Annotated in this window: 27 protein-coding genes, 1 pseudogene and 1 riboswitch; of the genes and pseudogenes, 6 read left to right on the top strand and 22 right to left on the bottom strand. The window is 42.8% G+C overall.

The window, feature by feature from the left end; genetic code table 11:
* Nucleotides 1–4: 4 nt before the first annotated feature.
* From EDM21_RS12735 to EDM21_RS25510, 13 genes are all read right to left on the bottom strand, one after another.
* Nucleotides 5–889, bottom strand: a complete 885-nt coding sequence (locus tag EDM21_RS12735; protein ID WP_157336007.1) for a DUF4373 domain-containing protein — start codon at nucleotides 887–889, stop codon at nucleotides 5–7.
* Nucleotides 890–898: 9 nt separating this feature from the next.
* On the bottom strand, nucleotides 899–1,051 hold the full coding sequence (locus EDM21_RS12740; protein ID WP_157336009.1) for a hypothetical protein: 153 nt from the start codon (nucleotides 1,049–1,051) through the stop codon (nucleotides 899–901).
* Between the two features lie 402 nt (nucleotides 1,052–1,453).
* Nucleotides 1,454–2,239 carry a Rad52/Rad22 family DNA repair protein gene (locus EDM21_RS12745; protein WP_201280789.1) on the bottom strand — a complete coding sequence of 262 codons (786 nt, stop codon included), beginning with the start codon at nucleotides 2,237–2,239 and terminating at the stop codon, nucleotides 1,454–1,456.
* Between the two features lie 6 nt (nucleotides 2,240–2,245).
* Complete coding sequence (locus EDM21_RS12750; protein ID WP_157336011.1) at nucleotides 2,246–2,467, bottom strand: hypothetical protein; 222 nt, start codon at nucleotides 2,465–2,467, stop codon at nucleotides 2,246–2,248.
* 96 nt (nucleotides 2,468–2,563) lie between these two features.
* On the bottom strand, nucleotides 2,564–3,013 hold the full coding sequence (locus tag EDM21_RS12755) for a hypothetical protein (protein WP_157336013.1): 450 nt from the start codon (nucleotides 3,011–3,013) through the stop codon (nucleotides 2,564–2,566).
* Between the two features lie 9 nt (nucleotides 3,014–3,022).
* Nucleotides 3,023–3,241 (bottom strand): hypothetical protein, encoded by a 219-nt coding sequence (locus tag EDM21_RS12760; protein ID WP_157336015.1) that lies wholly within the window; start codon nucleotides 3,239–3,241, stop codon nucleotides 3,023–3,025.
* 192 nt (nucleotides 3,242–3,433) lie between these two features.
* Nucleotides 3,434–3,712, bottom strand: coding sequence for a hypothetical protein (locus EDM21_RS12765; RefSeq protein WP_157336018.1), 279 nt, complete (start codon nucleotides 3,710–3,712; stop codon nucleotides 3,434–3,436).
* Nucleotides 3,709–3,882 carry a hypothetical protein gene (locus EDM21_RS12770; protein ID WP_157336020.1) on the bottom strand — a complete coding sequence of 58 codons (174 nt, stop codon included), beginning with the start codon at nucleotides 3,880–3,882 and terminating at the stop codon, nucleotides 3,709–3,711. Before EDM21_RS12770 ends, EDM21_RS12765 begins: the two co-directional genes overlap by 4 nt.
* A 34-nt stretch (nucleotides 3,883–3,916) precedes the next feature.
* Nucleotides 3,917–4,096 carry a hypothetical protein gene (locus EDM21_RS12775; RefSeq protein WP_157336022.1) on the bottom strand — a complete coding sequence of 60 codons (180 nt, stop codon included), beginning with the start codon at nucleotides 4,094–4,096 and terminating at the stop codon, nucleotides 3,917–3,919.
* A gap of 83 nt (nucleotides 4,097–4,179) precedes the next feature.
* A complete protein-coding gene (locus EDM21_RS25245; RefSeq protein ID WP_268893077.1) occupies nucleotides 4,180–4,311 on the bottom strand; it encodes a hypothetical protein in 132 nt (43 codons plus the stop codon).
* 51 nt (nucleotides 4,312–4,362) lie between these two features.
* On the bottom strand, nucleotides 4,363–4,812 hold the full coding sequence (locus tag EDM21_RS12780; RefSeq protein ID WP_157336024.1) for an ORF6C domain-containing protein: 450 nt from the start codon (nucleotides 4,810–4,812) through the stop codon (nucleotides 4,363–4,365).
* A complete protein-coding gene (locus EDM21_RS12785; RefSeq protein WP_235918171.1) occupies nucleotides 4,805–5,725 on the bottom strand; it encodes a DUF3102 domain-containing protein in 921 nt (306 codons plus the stop codon). The genes EDM21_RS12780 and EDM21_RS12785 overlap by 8 nt, the downstream gene beginning before the upstream one ends.
* Before the next feature lie 14 nt (nucleotides 5,726–5,739).
* A complete protein-coding gene (locus EDM21_RS25510) occupies nucleotides 5,740–5,982 on the bottom strand; it encodes a helix-turn-helix domain-containing protein (protein ID WP_420850657.1) in 243 nt (80 codons plus the stop codon).
* 165 nt (nucleotides 5,983–6,147) lie between these two features.
* On the opposite strand from EDM21_RS25510, the gene EDM21_RS12790 reads away from it, so the two are divergent.
* The 4 genes from EDM21_RS12790 to EDM21_RS12805 all read left to right on the top strand — a co-directional run bounded on the left by EDM21_RS12790 (nucleotide 6,148) and on the right by EDM21_RS12805 (nucleotide 8,810).
* On the top strand, nucleotides 6,148–6,684 hold the full coding sequence (locus tag EDM21_RS12790) for a helix-turn-helix domain-containing protein (protein WP_157336025.1): 537 nt from the start codon (nucleotides 6,148–6,150) through the stop codon (nucleotides 6,682–6,684).
* A 195-nt stretch (nucleotides 6,685–6,879) separates the two neighbouring features.
* Complete coding sequence (locus EDM21_RS25515; protein ID WP_157336027.1) at nucleotides 6,880–7,095, top strand: helix-turn-helix transcriptional regulator; 216 nt, start codon at nucleotides 6,880–6,882, stop codon at nucleotides 7,093–7,095.
* A 100-nt stretch (nucleotides 7,096–7,195) separates the two neighbouring features.
* A riboswitch (cyclic di-GMP riboswitch) is annotated at nucleotides 7,196–7,279 on the bottom strand.
* Nucleotides 7,280–7,464: 185 nt separating this feature from the next.
* A complete protein-coding gene (locus EDM21_RS12800) occupies nucleotides 7,465–8,277 on the top strand; it encodes a DUF2569 domain-containing protein (protein WP_157336029.1) in 813 nt (270 codons plus the stop codon).
* Between the two features lie 32 nt (nucleotides 8,278–8,309).
* A complete protein-coding gene (locus EDM21_RS12805) occupies nucleotides 8,310–8,810 on the top strand; it encodes a hypothetical protein (RefSeq protein ID WP_157336031.1) in 501 nt (166 codons plus the stop codon).
* Nucleotides 8,811–9,243: 433 nt separating this feature from the next.
* Here the strand turns inward: EDM21_RS12805 and EDM21_RS12810 are convergent, their stop codons facing one another.
* Genes EDM21_RS12810 through EDM21_RS12820 form a run of 3 tightly spaced genes read right to left on the bottom strand, consistent with a single transcriptional unit; the run spans nucleotide 9,244 to nucleotide 11,490 of the window.
* Nucleotides 9,244–9,816, bottom strand: a complete 573-nt coding sequence (locus tag EDM21_RS12810; RefSeq protein ID WP_157336033.1) for a hypothetical protein — start codon at nucleotides 9,814–9,816, stop codon at nucleotides 9,244–9,246.
* Nucleotides 9,813–10,355 (bottom strand): DUF5939 domain-containing protein, encoded by a 543-nt coding sequence (locus tag EDM21_RS12815; RefSeq protein WP_157336035.1) that lies wholly within the window; start codon nucleotides 10,353–10,355, stop codon nucleotides 9,813–9,815. Before EDM21_RS12815 ends, EDM21_RS12810 begins: the two co-directional genes overlap by 4 nt.
* Nucleotides 10,312–11,490, bottom strand: coding sequence for a hypothetical protein (locus EDM21_RS12820; RefSeq protein ID WP_157336037.1), 1,179 nt, complete (start codon nucleotides 11,488–11,490; stop codon nucleotides 10,312–10,314). The genes EDM21_RS12815 and EDM21_RS12820 overlap by 44 nt, the downstream gene beginning before the upstream one ends.
* Nucleotides 11,491–11,682: 192 nt before the next feature.
* Here EDM21_RS12820 and EDM21_RS12825 point away from each other — a divergent pair, with 192 nt between their 5' ends.
* Nucleotides 11,683–13,167: a recombinase family protein gene (locus EDM21_RS12825; RefSeq protein ID WP_157336039.1), complete on the top strand. Its 1,485-nt coding sequence runs from the start codon at nucleotides 11,683–11,685 to the stop codon at nucleotides 13,165–13,167.
* Nucleotides 13,168–13,198: 31 nt separating this feature from the next.
* Here EDM21_RS12825 and EDM21_RS12830 read toward each other — a convergent pair.
* A pseudogene (locus EDM21_RS12830) lies at nucleotides 13,199–14,083 on the bottom strand (CpaF family protein); the annotation flags it as partial.
* Between the two features lies 1 nt (nucleotide 14,084).
* Complete coding sequence (locus tag EDM21_RS12835) at nucleotides 14,085–15,182, bottom strand: AAA family ATPase (RefSeq protein WP_157336041.1); 1,098 nt, start codon at nucleotides 15,180–15,182, stop codon at nucleotides 14,085–14,087.
* 336 nt (nucleotides 15,183–15,518) lie between these two features.
* Between EDM21_RS12835 and EDM21_RS12840 the strand changes: the two genes are divergently transcribed.
* Nucleotides 15,519–15,986 carry a TspO/MBR family protein gene (locus tag EDM21_RS12840; RefSeq protein ID WP_157336043.1) on the top strand — a complete coding sequence of 156 codons (468 nt, stop codon included), beginning with the start codon at nucleotides 15,519–15,521 and terminating at the stop codon, nucleotides 15,984–15,986.
* A 41-nt stretch (nucleotides 15,987–16,027) separates the two neighbouring features.
* Here the strand turns inward: EDM21_RS12840 and EDM21_RS12845 are convergent, their stop codons facing one another.
* The 4 genes from EDM21_RS12845 to EDM21_RS12860 all read right to left on the bottom strand — a co-directional run bounded on the left by EDM21_RS12845 (nucleotide 16,028) and on the right by EDM21_RS12860 (nucleotide 19,150).
* A complete protein-coding gene (locus EDM21_RS12845; RefSeq protein WP_157336045.1) occupies nucleotides 16,028–17,074 on the bottom strand; it encodes an SAM-dependent methyltransferase in 1,047 nt (348 codons plus the stop codon).
* 4 nt (nucleotides 17,075–17,078) lie between these two features.
* Nucleotides 17,079–17,843, bottom strand: a complete 765-nt coding sequence (locus EDM21_RS12850; protein ID WP_157336047.1) for an ABC transporter ATP-binding protein — start codon at nucleotides 17,841–17,843, stop codon at nucleotides 17,079–17,081.
* Nucleotides 17,844–17,948: 105 nt separating this feature from the next.
* Nucleotides 17,949–18,281, bottom strand: a complete 333-nt coding sequence (locus tag EDM21_RS12855; protein WP_157336049.1) for a cyclic-phosphate processing receiver domain-containing protein — start codon at nucleotides 18,279–18,281, stop codon at nucleotides 17,949–17,951.
* Nucleotides 18,278–19,150: a deoxyribonuclease IV gene (locus tag EDM21_RS12860; RefSeq protein WP_235918172.1), complete on the bottom strand. Its 873-nt coding sequence runs from the start codon at nucleotides 19,148–19,150 to the stop codon at nucleotides 18,278–18,280. Before EDM21_RS12860 ends, EDM21_RS12855 begins: the two co-directional genes overlap by 4 nt.
* Nucleotides 19,151–19,166 lie beyond the last annotated feature (16 nt).

Genomic DNA, 19,166 nt, shown 5'->3' on the forward strand with positions numbered 1-19,166 from the left:
CTCCTTAATTGAACATCGTGTCGAGTTTCTGAGCTTTAGCAATCATAGCTTGGAATTCTTCTTCGCTCGGCTCTTGGACTGAAGGGGATTTTGGAACTACATGAATCGCCGGTTTCCCACTATAAGTCGGTCTGTTATAGCCACGGTTTGGTGTTGCGTGCCTTTGCGGCTGTTCAGCAGCTCTCAAGGCTTTAGCTTTTTTATCTCTAACCGCGTCAATAACCCACTTGAGAATAGCTCTGTAATCACTTGCGTATTTTTCTCCCTTAGCACCTTTATAGTTGTCCAGGGTGGTTATGCATTCTTTCGTGAAATCTTCTCCGTGTTCAGTTACGAGTTTTTGATATTCTTCTTCTGAAAGTTTTACAAATTCTGCGTAGGCGATTTTAGTAGGTTTATTATCTTTTTCCTTTACTTTATCTTTTACTTTCCTTTTACTTTCCTTTACTTTACTTTGTGTACTTTCTGGTGTAGTTTCTTGGGGAGTTTCTGCATAAGAAACCGAAGAAGCGCGGTTCTTGTAGGTTTCTCGCATCTTTTCGCGCTTCTCCACGACTACATTTGCTCGTTTTTTGATGCCATTTGAGGTCAAAATGTTGCGTTCATAGTATGCTTCCGGGTCAAAACACTCGCGTTTTATTGCTGTCGAAAGCATTTGCGAGAATTCTTCCTCTGTTACTGATACTTTTTTGGCAAGTATCTGAATAGTTTCTGCGTCAGAAATGTCTAGCTCAAAATTTGGTTCCCGGTATATCATTTCTAGTAGGATAAAGTAAAAGGCATACCCGTCATTTCCGTACAGCAGCCGAAGTGCTTCGATCTTTCTGTCATTGGTCGCATCTGTATCGTGGGGAAAGTAGTCCATCCCTTCTTTCCTAGGACGAGCCATAGGTGCCTCCTAACCGGCTAGAAGCCGTTGTAACTCTTCTTCGCATTTATCAAGTTCCGCATTCCAGTGACGTTTGCCGTTATCGTCGTTTACTTGCTCCAGCTGCTCTTCGTATCTACCGATCAGCGCTCTCAGTAACTCTTCCCGGTTCACTTCAGCCATTTAACGACCCTCCCAGGGACGCTGTGGCGTAAGAACCAGTACGTCCCATATATGTTGGCTTTCATGTTCATTTCGTTTGCTCCCTTAGCGCTTTTCTAAACCGGATTCCCTCTACACTTTCGTCCATCCAAGTGTGACAAGGTTTGCATGCATGTAAGAGATCCACTGCCCTTGTACGGTGACTCAACTGCTTACGACCGGTGATATGCGCTCGTTCGATTGCCCGGGCACCGTTGCAACGTTTCTGGACCTCACAAATGTCCTGTGAGCGCTCTTTTAGCTCACGGTCGACCTTTGGGCTTATCTCGCCCATCTGACGTTGTGTGGGCTTTATACGGCGGCTTTTGATCTGCTTTTCTTTGCTATAATCTCGAACAGGCTGATTGGCTAAGTTCATCAGATTCAACTCGCTCTCTTCGTTTGAAGTAGAAGGCTTTCGATTAGCTTCCAGTCGTTTACATCAGTGATATCTTTGTTAAGAAGCTTTACTTCTCTTTTGAGTGATTCCGTAGCAAAAGTCACTAAATCATCCCATCCCCATCCAAGCTCACCCCGAAGCTTGTACACCCTGGTTCTGACTGCGCTGACTGTCTCCTCTTTCTGCGCAGGAGGTTTGGCCGGCTGTTCTGCAGGCTCGTCAAACAGCAAGTGTAGATCGTTCGGACTTGGAGGTGCCTCCGCGCTAGTGTCGCTTGGTGGTTCAAATACTTTTTGCGTTCTTTCGGTATATTTGAAGTCGGAAGGAAGCGCCCACAATGGGAGCTTCGGTACCTGTGCAAGCACATAAGACCGTCCTTGCTGCTTAATTGGCGCCCATTGGTTCTCCAGGTTGTAAAGGTAGCGACCGATTCCCCATTGGTACCCTGCCCGTTTCATCGCGTCAGATAGCCCGCCTTTGACGGCCTCTGTCTGGCTGTCGTCTGCTCCGTCCCATTTCGTAATCCATTCACCATTCCATAAGATTGAGATTCCGCAAAGCTGGCTTGTCCCTTTCCACTCGCGGAACTCGTTTCGCCAGCCAAAAGGCCCGAATATCGCGTCCAGACGGCTCATGATCGCTCGATTTGTTACGTAGGCTAGTGCTATCCCTTTGGACTTGTCCGCATTCGTAGCGCCAACTCGCCACTCGATATCCTCCGGTAGAAACGGGTCCTGTAGCCTTTGCATGATTGTTTGTGCATCATCCATGAGGATTCACACCTCCTGTTTGATCTGGATTGATATTTCAACCTCGACACACTCGTAGTTCTCCGTGTCCTCCGGCGCGTAGATGCAGTTCAGCAGCCACTCACTGCATTCTTCGAGGCTCGGGAACCGGATCGCTGCGAACAGATCACCGGTGAGCCCGTCCCCTCTGCGGTTAAGATAAGCGTCTGTACCCTTACGCTGGATCACACAGCGAGTTTTACTTCGCATTCACGCTCACTCTCCATTTGTGGTACAATGACCTCAGGAATGTTTTGTTGAGGGCGCCAATTCAGTTGCAGCTGAAGGACGCCTTTTCTATATGCGTTAATCAGAAGATTCCGGTTCTGCATCTTGTTGTGGGGTCTTTGACTCGCTAACCAGCGGTACATGTCCATTGTCCCCGTGCTCCTTTTGGGTGTAGTACTCTTCAATCAGGCTTATTTGACTAATGTTTTTGATTTCTGTTACATCGTATTCAACCTCGTACTCCGAGCCTTCCCAATTGCGATGCTCTACGAACTCAGCCTTCACAATAGCGATGAAAAAGTAACTTTCGCTATATTCGTAATCCGGCTCTATCTGCTCCAAGAGTGCAGATTCTAAATCATCGAAAATTCCGGTTCCATTAAAATCGTCATGAATAATATTTAAGACTTCCATGCAGGAACCCACTCCAGTTAAGTACATGTGAGCTGAAACAATGGCAGTATTCATCTCTTCTTCGTGCTCCTTTTTGGTGTAATGCTCGATTATTTCCTCGACTGTCCGAAACATGCTGCGCTCCTATTCAAAATTCTCTTTTTCTATTCTCCGTATCGCCGTAATAGCCATTTCAAAAGCTGTAATCTTGTCTGGTGCTTCTTTTAATTTAGTTCGACTGGAATCATCCGCTAGAAAGCACCATTTGCCATCAATCTTGATTTGGGGATGCCAAACTTTGAACGTTTTATGTGTTTCCCTATCCAGATACATTTTTTCTATTGCCTTGAACCTATCCGCCAAGGTCAGCACCGTCCTATAAAATCAAAATGTATAAAGCCATGAGCAGTTGCAAAATTCCCATCACGATCAAGAAAATCGGGATGTAGAAGTCTGTTGACTTACGCACTCTAGGATGTAACGCTACGACTCCCATAGCGGTCATTAATAGCCCGTAACAACCAATTGCGTAGACAAGGAAACTGTCAGCAGACATCAACCCACATTCGCCTCCTGCTCGATCTCCCGGTTAAGGCGCCAATGTAGTTCAAGCTGACGATCATTGCGTTCTACTTCTTCTGTAAACTCTCTCCAAGCCAATATCTTCTCGATTGATTTAATGTGCAGAAGATCCACGCGCGGTTCATAAAATGGGACAGCTGTATAAATCTCGATATGTCCTTTAACACTTTCCCGGTAAGCTGTGACTTCATCGGGACCATGTTCTTCAACTACAATGAACTCTTTCCCGTCATGCCGGATTGTCTTAGTCATACTATCTCCTCCCTTACTAAGACCCGCTGTATATCTCTCAGCAGCAGGATCGTGTCTTTGTGGTTGTATTTCACAAAATCACTGATGGCTTCTTCATCCTGCGGTATCGTCTCCAAGAAGCCGATCTCCTCAACGATTCTCTTGTTCAGTACTTGTGCGCTAGGGCTCACTGTATATCTCTCCTTTGTGATATAGTTGGAATGTTTATACATATTGCTTGTTAAGGATCACCCAACCCGCCGCTTGGTGGTTGTCTAGGATATGTTCGATTTCTTCCGTTGTCTCAGCTAGGTACCCGTCACAGATATGAGATATCGAATTACCAAATTTATAAGTCTCCATAATTTTTCCGGTCTGGCCTGGTTTCATTTCATGTTTCTTCATACGCGCATTCCCCCTCAATCTATGGGTATGCGAGAGATCGGGGTGGACAAACCGTGCAATTGCTGACATGTTGTTCACCGTCCTTATGCACCTTTTTTAGAAGCCTGTTTCTCAGCCTCTCTACGCTCGACTACCGGCAGTACACGGGCTATAAACTCGTGTAGCTTCTCCCAAGCCTTATCGCTCATGCCGGGATTATGAGGTGGTTTCTTCATGAGTGTCACCGCCTTATCTGGTATTGGAGAGTCCAATTTTGGACTTACGTCCTAAATGTAATCTTCTGGCTTGAATGTTTTTACAAACTCTACTGCTTCATAGAAGTCAATTCTGCGGATGCAATTGTATTTATGGACATCATATTTTTCTTTAAGTTTTTTCCAGATTAACCGTCTGTACTTTCCGACTGTTTTTGAAAACGATTCATCCTCTTCATGGAACCGATCTTTAGTAAGTTTGATTGATCTCGATGCAACTGCGGAGTGCAATTGAGTGCATTCGGAGTTGAGTAACGTAACACTATCGCGTACTTCCTGGACCATTACATTCATTTCAGTGAAACGTTCTTCAACGTCCGATTTGATACCGACAACATCGACATAAAGCACTTTCATGTGGTTGATTACGGCTTCCATAGCGGCGTCTTGTTGTTTGGATTTTTCGAGAGCTTTCTCCAAGAAAGAAAACACCTGTTTTTGCTCAACTAATTGTTTACTCATTGATTATTCCTCCTAGTTTTCGGCCGTTTAAGGCAGCTTTTAATTGAGATACATAGGATTCAAGCATTTCAAGACTCTGGCTTAGTTGTTTCTTTTCGAGATCGTTAGAGTGAGCTATTGCCCCCTGCATGAAAGTTCCTACAGCTGCTTTCTCTAAGAACTGCTTAATGTGGATTCTTAGATGGATCGTTGTTAGGTCGGCCTCATGCATTAGTTTTTTTCTTTGAAGGGCTGCTTGCTCTTCATCAAAATCAACAGTTTCTCTAAGTTCGAACTCTTTAAGCTTCTGAACAGCTTCTTGGTAGCCAGCTTGAAGGTTTTTGATTTTGAATCGGGATTCTTCGATTTCATTTTTAAGGTCATCCGGAATCTTCTCGACTGTCACTGTTTCAATTCGCGGTGGAGTATTTTGAGCTTTTGAAGCTTGATCTTTCCAGTAGTCGGCTGCTGTCTTAGTGGATTCTAAAAGTTCTTCTGATTCTTTTGCGCGGCGCTCAGCTTCCTTAAGTGACTTCTTGACTTCGCGTAACTCGCGGACTGTCATTTCATCAACTGTTTTTGTCTCGCCTGTAGTCGGTATTATGTGAGACTCCGAGAGAAACTTATTTCTGTCTACAGATTCAGGAAGAGACAACATTTCAAATATTTTTCCGGTTGGTATACCTCGCGACATCGCGAGGTTTCCGAATTGCTCGTGAACTTGAATAAATTTTTGTGCAGTTTGATGACTCATCTCTATCTCATTAAGCCAGCGCATCCATTCTCCATGTGCAAGGTCGTTAATCTTAACGTGCTTGAGTCTTTTTCCAATTTCGTATATAGACTGACCAGCAATTTGCTTGTAGCTATTGATTTCTGCTGTAATTACTTGAATGTCTGCTGATAACGGAAGAGTCATATGCTGCTCGTTCAATTCGATTACTCCCTTCAGGCGCTTTTGTGTACTTTTGTCAACACCTCTACAAACAGAGTTTCAAAATTGACATTAAAGTACGACTTCATTAAACTGATCGTCTTCCTGCCTGGATATCTTTTTTCTCGCATCATAAGATTCATCATTGATTCAGAGATGCCGATCTGACGGGCTAATCCGTTAACTGATTTAATGCCGCGGCGCTCCATTTCTTTATATACATAGTCAGTGTTTAAGTGAATCCTTGTCTGAATCATTATTAGGTTCGCTCCTTTCTGTGTACATTTGTCATTGACTTAAGTATATATTAAATCCATTATTTACTTCTGTCAACAGTTTTTTCGAAAATAATTTCTTTTTGTACACGACAAAAGTAAACTTGATAATGTACGGTTTTTTTATTGTACAGGAGGTGCTAAAAATTGAGTCATGAGGAATACGAAGGTACTGAAAAAGACTTTGGCGATATTCTCCGGGAATTAAGGGAAAGAAAAGGTTACACGGTTAATCAACTCGGGATATACTCAGGGGTTAGTGCGGGGTTGATCTCTAAATTGGAAAACAAAAAAAGAGGAACTCCAAAGCCTGATACAATCGAAAAACTAGCTAAAGGTTTAAAAATGGAATACAAAGACCTGATGAAGTTAGCAGGATATGTTGATGCTGATTACAAACTTGAAGAAGATCTAGAAGCCCATATGATACTCTCCAAGATGAGAGAAAGATATAAGTCCTTAATTAAAGACCCCGACATATCAAATGAGCTTAAAGGAGAATTAAAAGCTGAATTAGAGGAGTGGTCTGAGCTAACTGGGGTAGATGAGTTTATGGATGATATAGAATTATCAGATGATCATCTATTAGAAAAATATAACTTTACTTACAAAGGCGAGACACTTGATTCCGAAAAAGTTAAGAAGATCCTTTCTTATATTCGTTTTGTTGCTCAGGAGAAATGATCCTCTCTTCGCCAATTATTTCAATCAACTTTTGCAGATCCCAATTCTTATGAATGAATAAGTTGTATAAATCCATATCTTTTTTGTTTGATTGGTCTGCCATCTATGTCAGCTCCGGTCGCAAATAGTATAGTAAGTATGATTATACAAACATATGTTCTATTTTTAAACAAAAAAATATAAGGTGGCACCGTCATGGTCTTTGAACCAGAACGTTGCCTAATCCCCAGACTACTCCGTGAGATCGGCAAAAACCAGCAATGGTTAGCTGAACAAACAGGATATTCGGCCCAACGAATATCAGATTACTGCAATCTTCGCTATATAATGGGAATGGAAGTTGCAAAATCAATCTCACACATTATCGGCTGTACAATTGACGATCTTTACACGTGGAAAATCCGGGATTAGGAAGAGTAGGTAACTACTCTTACACCATTGTACTCAAATTTCAGTAATTTTTCTAACTATAAGATAAAAATCCATCATTAATAAACAGATGGACGCTTTGATTTGCAACTGGCTGGCATATCCATTGGAAGTAGCCCCTTTAGCTTTGCGTCCCCTCCTTTCGAAGAGTTTGCCTATTTTTTTTGTAAACGTTCCCCCTCAGTTTATAGAAAATTCTGAAATCCGTAAACTTAAATTTTCCCATATTGCAAAATTTTTCGTATTTCCGTGAATTATGACAGCGTTCGACAAAATAGCACCATATGCAATGTTGGTAAAATATGTTTGAATTAAGATTGATCTTTAAAAACAGGAAAGTGAGCGGATTAAATGGACACAGAAGTTGAAGTAAAAACTACCGAGGAGGGTTCTGTCGAATATAGGAATCAATCTTTGTTTGAAAAACTTTTTGTAACGATTGCCGAATTTATAAAGCTCATACTTAGTTATGCACTAACATTTTATGGCCTTTATTTAATTTACAAATCCTTTGCTGGTGGAGAAGCTTGGTTATTAGAGGGAGAGTTTGAAGGTAAGATATCAGACGGTATAATCGCTATAATTGTCGTGGCAATTGCTATATGGTTATTCGACTTTCTCTTTAATTTTATTATCGCACTAGCTCTCCTGCCGATCAGTTTTGTTATATCTCTGAAGAACAGATCAAGGAATAATAGACAAACAGAGAAATTAATAATACTTTATGGTTTTGGTGGCTGGTTGATATTATTTGCAATTGGTCTGATGTTCGTGCTTTTTTCCTCAGTAACAAATTTATTCGATTACTATATACCCTTATATCAATCACAGGAATTTAGAGATATTGTCCAGAATTCCCCGATGATTGGCATGAATGTTTTTTTGGAAACATTAGCATTACTTCTAGGTGTTCTTTTCCCATTAGTTATCGGCTTTGCTTGTTTAAAACAGAGCAAATGGTTTCCTAGATTATCTATTGCTTATCTATCCATACGCTTAGTACTTGCTATAGTGTTTTTCTTCTCAACTCAACTGATATATGATATTAACTCGCCAGCGCTTGACACGGTAATCCCTAATTTGGTCTACAATTTCATTTATTTTGTTATATGGGTACCCTATTTCCTTAGGTCAAAACGGATTAGAAACACCTATATTGCTTAGTATATACAATTTAAATATTAAAGGTGTTGACTATGAAATCACCAATGTTCATTTTATTTAAGATGTTCGTACTAATATTTCTCTTTTTCATAATACGAAACTGGAATTCTGGAATTGAGAGTACTTGGTCAGATGATGCTTATGAAGCATTTAGTTATGTATTAATTTTTTTCATAGTATTCAGTTTAGCTGCAGCCATACCGATAGGTTCAAAAAGTAACCCGCTTCTGTTAGCAGACGATATTGTTGATAAGATCGCTAGTTCAACATCTTCATACACTCTTGTAGAAGGAAACCGCGGCCTCTATACTTACTCAGTAAAAATCGAAGAAAACATAATAATAGACATTTACTCACCAGTTGAAAATCCCGAGCAATTGTACGAATCTATGAAAACGTATAGAGAGATTCTCCAAATTTGTGATACTTCAAAAACAAAAAATGTTTTATATCGACTTGAGATGAAAATGAAAGAACTTGAATACATGTTAGAGGATAATATTTTTACTACACTATACATCCAAAAGGTTTGATTCATATCCAAACACCTTATACCCTAACCAACCACTAGATCATATATAAGTACCCTATAGGATCTATAATACAAAGTAAAAAGACCCTCATGATGAAGGGTCTTCTGCTTATACAAAAAAACTATACAACACACCGATCTGTTCCTTGTATTTAAAGCTTCCAACGAATATTAGAATTACTATACTCAATGCGATGAAATAAGCCACCTGCGATGGAAATTCACTACCATACCTCTTATAAAAAATAGTGGCGAAAATTAAGAACAGTAATGTCGCGACCAAACCAAAAGTCGCAGGGTAAATTATGTTTTCAATTTCTGATTGAGGCAAATACTTTAACATCGCATTTCTCCTTTTTATAGTCTCAAATCGATTATAGGATTTCATTAAAAAAAGCTCCTGATGAAATTAAATCCGTAGGAGCACCGATAAATTATAATTTTTCTTTTGTGAATATTTCTAATTTTCTAATGCAATCGTCAAATTGAAATTTTAATGTATTAATCTGTTCCAGTTTAATTTCTTTTTCTAGCTCTTCTACTGTTAGCCCCTGATATATTTGTACTTTTCTGTACACTGTATTAAGGCTAATGAACAAAGCTTCATCTAATTTATGAGCTGCTTTTATAGAAAAATAATTCCACGCTTCCTTTGATAAGTCGTATTTCAGTAAGTGCCCGTCAACCTGCTCTGAAGAGTTAATTGATGCAAGTATCAAGGAATTATTTTTTATTTCTTCTTTTAATATAAGAGAAAGACTGGCGACTTCCTTTTTTTCGTTTAAAATTTGATTTCTTCCACTTTCCTCAATCTGATAACGAGCAACAAAATAGGCTATATATCCCCCTATTATACCACCAATTATGTTACCTGCTGCTCCAATCATTGCGCCTACCCAGTCTTTCCCAGCTTGGAAATAAGCAAGTAGTAAAGAAGAAGTTAAACTTATAGTTAATGCAAGTACTATTATAGATATAATTAGATAAACTAAATTTCTTATTTTCACTGAGCTGCCTCATATCGACTATCAAGATTATTTAGTAAATGCCTTCGAGCCTTATTAGGTTTATCAATGATGTCTTGTACTCGAAGGCTCTCTGCATTTCCCAGGTTAATAACTCCGCTGTTTGAAAATTTATCTCTCTCTCGAGTACTTGTAACCGATTCAGAAGGTTCTAGGCACCTTTCAAAAACAATTTCAACATAATCTAGACGTTGATTTGGAGAATAATTATAACCACAATATCTACATATTATGTCCTGTTTTGGTAAAGATGAGAGAGCATTATACTTACCGTTTTGCCCATCACAATTTGGACATATACACTTATATATTGCCTTCAATACACCAATATCTTGTTGTGCAGATAGTGAGAACATATCAATAGCAAGTTCTACATCAATATCACTCTGGTCTGAAAATCGTATCGGTGACAGATTACTTAGCACAGCTTGTCTCTGTACAGCCAACCAAGAATCAAGTAAACCAATAGCAAATGGATTAATATTGTAACTCCCTAAACGTATCAATGGTGGAAAGTACATGGTTTTTTTCAGCTCCTTGCAGATAACTATAGAAGTGTAATACGAAATACTTTGAAGTCACCTCAAGCCTCACATTACAATCTCTGACAGGAAAATCTTTCGGCATAAACCAAGTTACCCATAATTTATTAAATTTACGCTGATCATCAATTGTCTCGCGTGTATCAAAGTATATATCTGATAACTCAATGCCATCCCCTTCGTTAGCAGCAGCATTTACTCTAGCTCCAGTGTCATCAGCATAAAAGAACTTTTCTACAGTTCCAAGCTTACCAGATGAATATGCTTTAAAGTGGTAAAAGTCATTCTGAATTAGTGCCCTCTCGAGTAATCTTCGAAATCTAAAAGGAAGGTTAACTGGATCTTTCTCACTTGGCAATTCTAAATCAGCAGCATACTTTTGGCAAATTTCTTCAATTTCTGATGCCAACAATTTAACTTTTTCTACATAAGGATGCTCGGCTTTTGATGTTAATTCTCTAAAAATTGTGTATAAAGTAGTTTTCATATGATCATTAGACAAATACCTTAGGGAAAAGATATCAGTCATTAATGAAGTAATTTTATCAAAAAGTTGTAAGGTTCTACCTGATGTTTCGTTTGTATTACTTCGTGGCCGTAAGGATATACAAATAACTTCTTTTGTGAGGTCAATTTCTACCCAGATATAGTCTGTTTCGTCCACCTGTATGAATTCGCCTTCATCCGCAGCCTTATTTACCATAACCATATTGACAAAACACATTTCCACTTTATTTACCATGTCATCATCATGATAAATGTGTAAATGTGCAAGTTCCGGCTCTTCAGATTCAGGAAAGGCATTTATATAATCTGAGAAATTATTGAAACTTAACTCAGCTGAAGATAATGCTTCTATTAACCTAACCCTATTCCTCACCTTATGCAACGATGCAGAATTCAATTTGGAAAAGTAAATTGCCCGATTATGTCCGTATTTTAATTCATTTGAAATGTAGCTTTCCCAATCATCTCTATCCAAGGACCCATTCTCAAGGGAGTCATTGATCCTGTCTAATAATTCTGACTTTATACCAGAATTTTTTAATTGATTATCTTTAAGAAATCTTTTCAGTGATTCAAAATTCAGGTACTCTTTGAGCCTTCTATTCATTATCTTTGTCCCCTTGCGCTTATTTTATCTCTCAAAAGCTCACTTCGACATAAAGGGTAAATTTTCCTTTTAAATAGGTAATATAATTACAGTAAAAAAATGAGGCCCGAATTAGGGTTCTTTTTATCGTCCACCACTTACATATCTTGTATACTGTAGGTATATCTAAACAGACATCATGGAGGCTATGTCATGAGAGTAGTTTTATACATTAGGGTATCAACGGATGATCAAGCTCGTGATGGATTCTCTATAGAGGCTCAGAAGAGGAAGTTAGTAGCCTACTGTGACTCCCAGGATTGGACTGTAGTCGATTTTTATATAGACGAAGGGTTCTCGGCCAAGGATCTTAACAGACCGGCTATGAAGCGTATGCTAGAGGATATGGAGCAAGATAAATTCGATATGGTCCTGGTGTATAAACTTGACCGTCTCACCCGTTCTACCGCGGACTGTGACAAGCTGTTAAAGCTATTCGAGGCACACAAGGTTATGTTTCAATCCAGCACGGAATCCTTTGAGACTCGTACAGCCACCGGTAGATTGTTCATTCGTCTAATTGCCGACATAGCTCAGTGGGAACGAGAGAACATTGGAGAACGTGTTCGTTTAGGCATGGAGCAGAAAGTTATTGAAGGTAAGAAACCCGGGGGAAAGTATCCTTATGGATACACATCAGATGGCAAGGTAATTCCTGAAGAAGCTGAGGTTTTGCGGAAAATAAGATCCATGTATGTAAAAGACAATATGAGCCTGAAGAAAATAGCAGTACAGTTAGTCCAAGAAGGTATCCTGCGCCGGAATTACAACTGGACACAATCCACCGTTGGCTTGACCCTAGAGAACATATTTTATGCGGGTATCATTCACTTTGGCAGTAAAATGGCCAATGGCAAGTACCCGCAGCGTAGAAGAGAAGAACGAGTGGACATGCTAGAGGCTGTAGGGACACATGAAGCCATTTGGACATTAGAGGAGTATAGAGAGCATATGAGCTTGATACGCCAACGTTCTAATGGCGGACATACACGTAAGCTTGAATATTGGTTTACAGGCATTCTACGCTGCGGTAAATGCGGGTCCAGCATGTACGGCAGGCTGACCAACAAGAGAACAACGAAAAGTGGACAAGTACGCACACCTTATTATTGGTGTGGCCGCAGAAAAGATAATGACTCCTGCAGGATGCCGATGTTTAGACAAGTTCATGTGGAGCATCTTTTATTTGAACATATAGAAAAAATTACGATCGATGAAAATATGACTGAACAAAAGATGAAGAAAGTAAAAGCAGAGCGACAGAACAAGGAAAAGGAAATACAAAAAATCAAACGACAGCTGGATGATACGAGAGAACGCATGAAGAAATGGCAGTACATGTTTGTAAATGATCTTTTGTCAGTCGATGAACTGAAAGAACGAATCAATGAGGAAAAAATCAAGGAAGCAACTTTTCAGAAAGAAATTGATACGTTAAAGGTTAATGATGAGGAGTCCGAACACATCAAATCTCAATTAAGAGAAATGAAAGATCTGTGGCCTCTTTTAAATGACGAAGAAAAAATAGAGATTTGCAGAATTGTTTTCAAAAAGCTTACTTTGCACACGGATTTAGAAAATCCAAAGGGCGTAAAAAATAAGTTCTTCGATTCATCTATAACGGTTGAGTATCACTAACGGGTAAAAATGAACTATATATTGAACTATACAGTCTTCCATCATGGCCGGTATTCATGGCATTCAGCATCTCAATCGCCTCCGCCCCCCGGACTTCTCCCACAATAATGCGGTTAGGCCGCATACGCAGTGAGGACCGGATAAGATCCCGGATCCCGATTTCACCTTTGCCCTCCGTATTGGCATTGCGCGTCTCAAGACTGACAAGGTTAGGTACCGTTCGGATTTGAAGCTCGGCAGAGTCTTCAATCGTTATGATTCGCTCCTCTTCCGGAATCCACTGGGACAGTGCATTAAGAAAAGTCGTTTTGCCGGACCCTGTGCCGCCTCCGATAAACAGATTAAATTTCGATTGAACAAGAACCCGAAGCAGCTCGGCTGCTTGCTCGGTCAGTGCCCCGCGTAGGATCAGACTCTCCATTGTCAGCGGATTCGCCGAGAATTTCCGGATCGTCATCGTGGGTCCCTTAAGCGCAACGGGCGGTAACACGACATTCACACGGGAGCCGTCCTGAAGACGGGCATCCACAATCGGGGACATTTCATTGACGGTCCGGTTCACTTTGGCTACAATCGACTGAATCATGTCTTCCAGCCTCTCCCGGCTTTCAAACTCCGCCTCATTTCGGCTTACCTGCCCATCCCGTTCGATAAAGATCTCCCGGTGGCTGTTGATCATAATCTCTGTAATGGCGGGATCGTCAATAAGCGGCTGCAGCACGTCTAATCCGCGGTAGGAGTGATAGATTCGATGGACCAGCTCCCACTTTTGCCCCGCTGTCAATTCACCGTTTTTGCTTCCCTCCAGCACCACCTCCTCTATCAAACTCATTAGTTCATCATCGGTTGTGGCTTGTGTCGGATCTAACCGGAAATTTATTTGTTCTTTGAACGAACGGATCCATTCCTCCATCATGTCAACTGAATTCAGCTCCTTCCAAAAGGCTTTGCGCCAGTCTATTCACACCATCCGTAAACACCGGTTCATTGACCCAGGCAGCTGGTTCTGTAATCGTCTTCCACTCTGGAATGTAAGGCAATTTTCCATATAGGGAAACCCCGAATGACTCCATATCATTCCCTGTAATACCTGTGTATTTATTTAAAACAAAACAAGTTTTGTCCTCTACTCCTGCGATGTTCTTCATCTGTCTCGTCTTATTCAGACCGTACAGATCGTCTGCCACGAGCCAAACCACCGTATCGCTCAAAGACAAGGCATGTTCGTTGCGCGGATGAACAGAGCTTTCCAGATCCAATACAACGTAGTCAAAACTGCCGCTGCTTCTAATTCCGGCAAGCAGAGTTCCGACATCATCCGCGGATAATTCATCTGCTTCATGGATATTCGGCAGCGGCATCAAGTAATCGAAGCCATATGCCGGGTGCCGGCTTTTAAGAGCGTCAACATAGGCGGCTACTGTCTCAGGGGATTTTTTCATCAAATACAGAAGTCTTGAGAAAGAATCTGTCTTGCCATCCTGCAGAAGCAGGCCTGATGCGCTTACGGTCTCCAATGACAGGTACAGGACGCTTTTATGCTGCGAAGACAGGACAGCCGCCATATTAAGCGCAGTAACACTCTTGCCGTACCCCCCGACACTAGAATACAAGGATAGGATCCTCGTCGATCTGCCTCCGGATGGAATCGAGACAGGGCTGCCCCGGTACTCAGTCTGCCGCAGCATAAGTTCCTTCAGTAAAGACCGGAGCGGCTGATACCGGTAGATCAAAGTACCAGCGTGGGCTGAGCTCCGATTCTTATCCTCGGATACATACATATGCAGACAGGGAAACTGCTCAGCGGAAGCTGGCATTGCTTCTCTGAATGGTTCCGAGCATACCAGTACACAGCGGTTGGGATCTGCTTCCTTTAAGCATTGACTGGCATAGCTCAATTGGGTAAATAAGCGGATCTGAAGCTTGTCCCGATACTCGGAAGTACGCACAAATTGCTCTAGTCTATTCGCATATTCCGCATGATGATCCACCCAAACAAGCAATAAATGATTCATTCCTGATTCTCCCTCCGCTTAGCCATTCAACTGCAGCAGCCCACCCGCAATCAATACCGCTCCAACTGCAAAGACAGTCAGTGCCCACCGGATTCTGCTTCGTCTCTTCATGATTCACCCCGCTCTCCCGCTGCAAGCAACAAAAAAAGCACCGCTGACGGGAGATTACTCTCCAACGCCAGCGGTGCTTCCGCTTGCTATCCTGCATGTTTAATTATGCTTATTATACCAGAATAACCCAAGTGGTCAACTTATATTTTCTATCTTTTTAGCATACCGCTCAGACTTGGCCATATACCTATAATAACGGATAAGCTATCTGCGGAGGTGATAGGGTTGTTATCCTTTATCACGATTGTTCTTGTGATTTATGGATTGTTTTTAATTTCTGGCATTCTTTTTCCCAATGACCCGCAATGGTACGCCACGGTTAAAGTGCCTTCATGGGCACCCTCCGGCCAATTAATCGGCATGGTCTGGGCATTTTTGTATGCCTGCATAGCCGTTTCAATTGCGATTGTGTATACGCGGACTTCCGGTTTTACCGACATCGGGATCGGCTGGATTGCGGCGGTAACCTCTAACTATTTGTTCAATCAAGCGTATCCGTTTTTTTTGTTTAAAGTCAAAAATTTGGAACTCGCTTTTCTTGACAGCTTTGCAGTCGCTGCAACGGCCTGCTCGCTGATCATTATGACTGTACCGTATTCGAAATTCGCCGCATGGCTGCTTGTCCCTTATTTAGTATGGAGCTGCTTCGCGACTCTGCTGTCCTGGGTAATCATTCAACTGAATCGCAGCTGAGTTCCCGGCAGCATTCCATCTCTTTTATAAAGAATATTCTCCTACTTCTTCACGAAATAGAGAGTCAGCTCTTCCCGGTTATGAAACAACTGCTTCGCTTGGCGAAGCTCAAGTTCTTTGGCAAAATCATGCTCTAGCTCTTTCACGGTCTGAAAGGGCTTTTTATGCATAAGTTTGGCTGTAATGACCGCTGTCCCGCCGCTCTTCAGAGCAGGCAGCAGATCAAGGATCAAGCGGCTCATCTGTCTCGGACTCCAGCTCATATCGCAAACCAGCAGATCAAATTCATTATGAGCAAGCTTGACATCACCCGCATTTTTAGCATGATAGGTCAGCCTGGGATGCTGAAGAAGACTCGGATGAAGCTTTGCAGGATCAATCGCCGTCACGTGCAAGCCCCGCTCCAGAAGCAGTGATGTCCAGCCGCCCGGTGCGGCACCGACATCGACTCCTTTGCGGAAATCCCCGAAATGAAGATTGAATTTACGCTCGGCTTCCAGCAGTTTGAACTTTGCTCTGGAAATTTGGTTCTCTTCTCTCTGGAACCGGATAGCGCCTCCGCTCCAATCAGACAAGTTATCCTCCGGGGAAGAGATTCCGGCATAAATAGCGCCAGGCCCGATGTAGACGGACATAATCCGGTCCGCGTGCCTTACGACCACTTCCGTACCAGACTGCTCTCTAATCTTGTCTTCTATGGCTGTTTTAACTTCGGATGCTCCAAAAGGCACATCAGTGCGCTCTGCAATCCGGACCTGGACAGCGATAGAACCGCCCTTCTCATCCAGGCAAATCCGCTCTGCAAGCCCGACCGCTGAAGCCAAATCGCCCTCGTTGTGCTGCAAACCCAGCTCTGCCTCAACCGGCTGCATATGGCGCAGGAAAATAGGTTCCTTGTCTTGGATCAAGCGCGTAATATCCGCCCAGCTGCCCGGAGTGTCGGCCAGGAATGTTTCGGTCGGCACTAATGTGCGGAATTTAACCCCAGGCATTAATCGCCGGACTTCTTCCTGCGCCTGCTGGGCGAACCCTCTGTTAGCCGTGCCGATCCACTGTATACGATTAAGCTCTTTCTCGTTGTCATTCATCACGTTACAGCACCTTTATCCATGGTCTATTGCAGAACCACTCCACTTCGAGCGGCACCTGAAAAGCTGAATACAAATGTTCCGGCGTCAGCACTTCTTCTTTGGGTCCCGCTGCAATGATACGGCCCTGTTCAATGAGAGCGACATGTGTAAAAATCGGAATAATTTCTTCGATGTGATGAGTAACGTACAGAATGGTCATCTCTTGATCGCTGAAATCTTGAATCGAAGTCAGCAGCTTCTCGCGTTCATACAAATCCAGCCCTGAGCAGGGCTCGTCTAAGATAAGCAGCTGCGGCTGGAGCATCATGGAACGGGCCAGCATGACTTTTTTGCGTTCACCTTGGGATAGTGTCCCAAGAGGCTGACCGGCAACATGCGGCAGTCCGATCTTGTCCAGCATCCCGTACGCTTTCCGTTTAACATCCTCAGGAATTTCCTGATAAAAACGCAAATAAGCGTATTCCCCTGTCGCTACGACTTCCCAGACCGTATCCGCCAAGTTCAGCTTCTCGAACAGAGACTGGCTGTTATATCCGATCTTCTTGCGAACTTCACGGACATCGCACTGTCCATACCGGTTGCCCAGCACTTCGACCTTGCCTCTGGATGGGAACTGGTAACCCGTCATCATCTCCAGCAGCGTGGTTTTACCCGAGCCGTTCTTACCAAGAAGAACCCAGTTTTCACCTTTGTTGGCGTGGAAGGAAACATCATGTAAAATATGGCGTTGTTCGCGTATAAAATGAATATCCGTCATATGGATCATTCGTAAAACTCCTTTCTTGATCAGCTGGTGAAGACATGCCCTCCCGCTGCTAACTCTGTATCCGTGCCTCGCGTATCTTACAGTTCAGGGCTTGTCTGTCCTTGACTACAAGGCGGCAGCCAGCCTCTCCAGAAGTTCTGTGGGAGGGGGCCCCGCGTGCAGGTTGACAGTCTCAGGCTTGGAGGCATACAAGGCCTGATACATCCGGCTCCGCCCCTCCATACTAGACGTATGCAAATAGATGCTTCCCGGATAACGCCGGGCCGCAATCATCCAGGCGACAAGATCCCAGCCCGACTCCTCCCCGCCCAGATCGTAATCGAGTGAAAGAATATCGACTTCGCATTCTTCGAGCAGCAATTTGCATTCCGCTATCGTCCTGGCCAGCGTAAAACCAGCCGGACATCTGCGCTGATCGTCTAAAAAAACATGAATCATTTCCTGCTTCCCTTCCCGGGCTGCGCCGCAGCCAGACTATGTAAAGCTGCTATCTCTGCCCTGTGCGTGCCGTCTGGTCCTGACTCGGTTTCGAGCACAAGCGGAATCCCGCTTACAACCTGCGAAGCAAGCAGATCCCGGAAACCGTGACTGCCTATATGTCCGCTGCCGATATTGGCATGCCGGTCTTTACCCGACTTATACGGGTACAGCGAATCGTTGAGATGTACGGCTTTCAAATTATCAAAGAAACCGAGCTCATTTCCTTGCTGCTCCACCCGGGCCCAGTCCTCTCCATTCCACATGCCTGCGGCAAAAAAATGGCAGGTATCCAGACAAAAGCCTATCTTCTCCGGATAATCCGATAAATCCCGGATCCGGGTCAGCTCTTCCATTGTAGTTCCCATCTGCGATCCTCCTCCTGCCTGATTTTCAAGCAGCAGAAGAGCACTGCCCGTCCACTGGCGCAGCGTCTTATTCGTACATTGTATTATATTTTTGTATCCTTGTAACGGATCTTTTCCGGAATATTTCCCGAAATGAACCACAAGGCCGACCGAACCGCAGGCATTTACAATTTCAAGGGCATTCAGCATGGCATCGACCATAACATCCTGCCTTCTTTCTTCAACAGCCGGATTTAACGGATAAGGAGCATGACCGATCGACAGAATCCCTTGCTCTCTGCAATATTCGGCGCACCGCTTTGCATCGTTCCAATCCACGTTTTCTTTGAGGATCAGACTGCGCGGATTTTTCGGAAAATATTGAAATGCCTTAGCCCCCATCGACTCCGACGTAACTGCAGCATTCCGGAATCCTTTACGGGTACTCACGTGGGAACCTACAAACAAACTGGCGTAAGACATATGCATTCTCTCCCTT

The organism is Paenibacillus lutrae (genome assembly GCF_009757775.1).
Classification (GTDB): Bacteria; Bacillota; Bacilli; order Paenibacillales; family NBRC-103111; genus Paenibacillus_F; species Paenibacillus_F lutrae.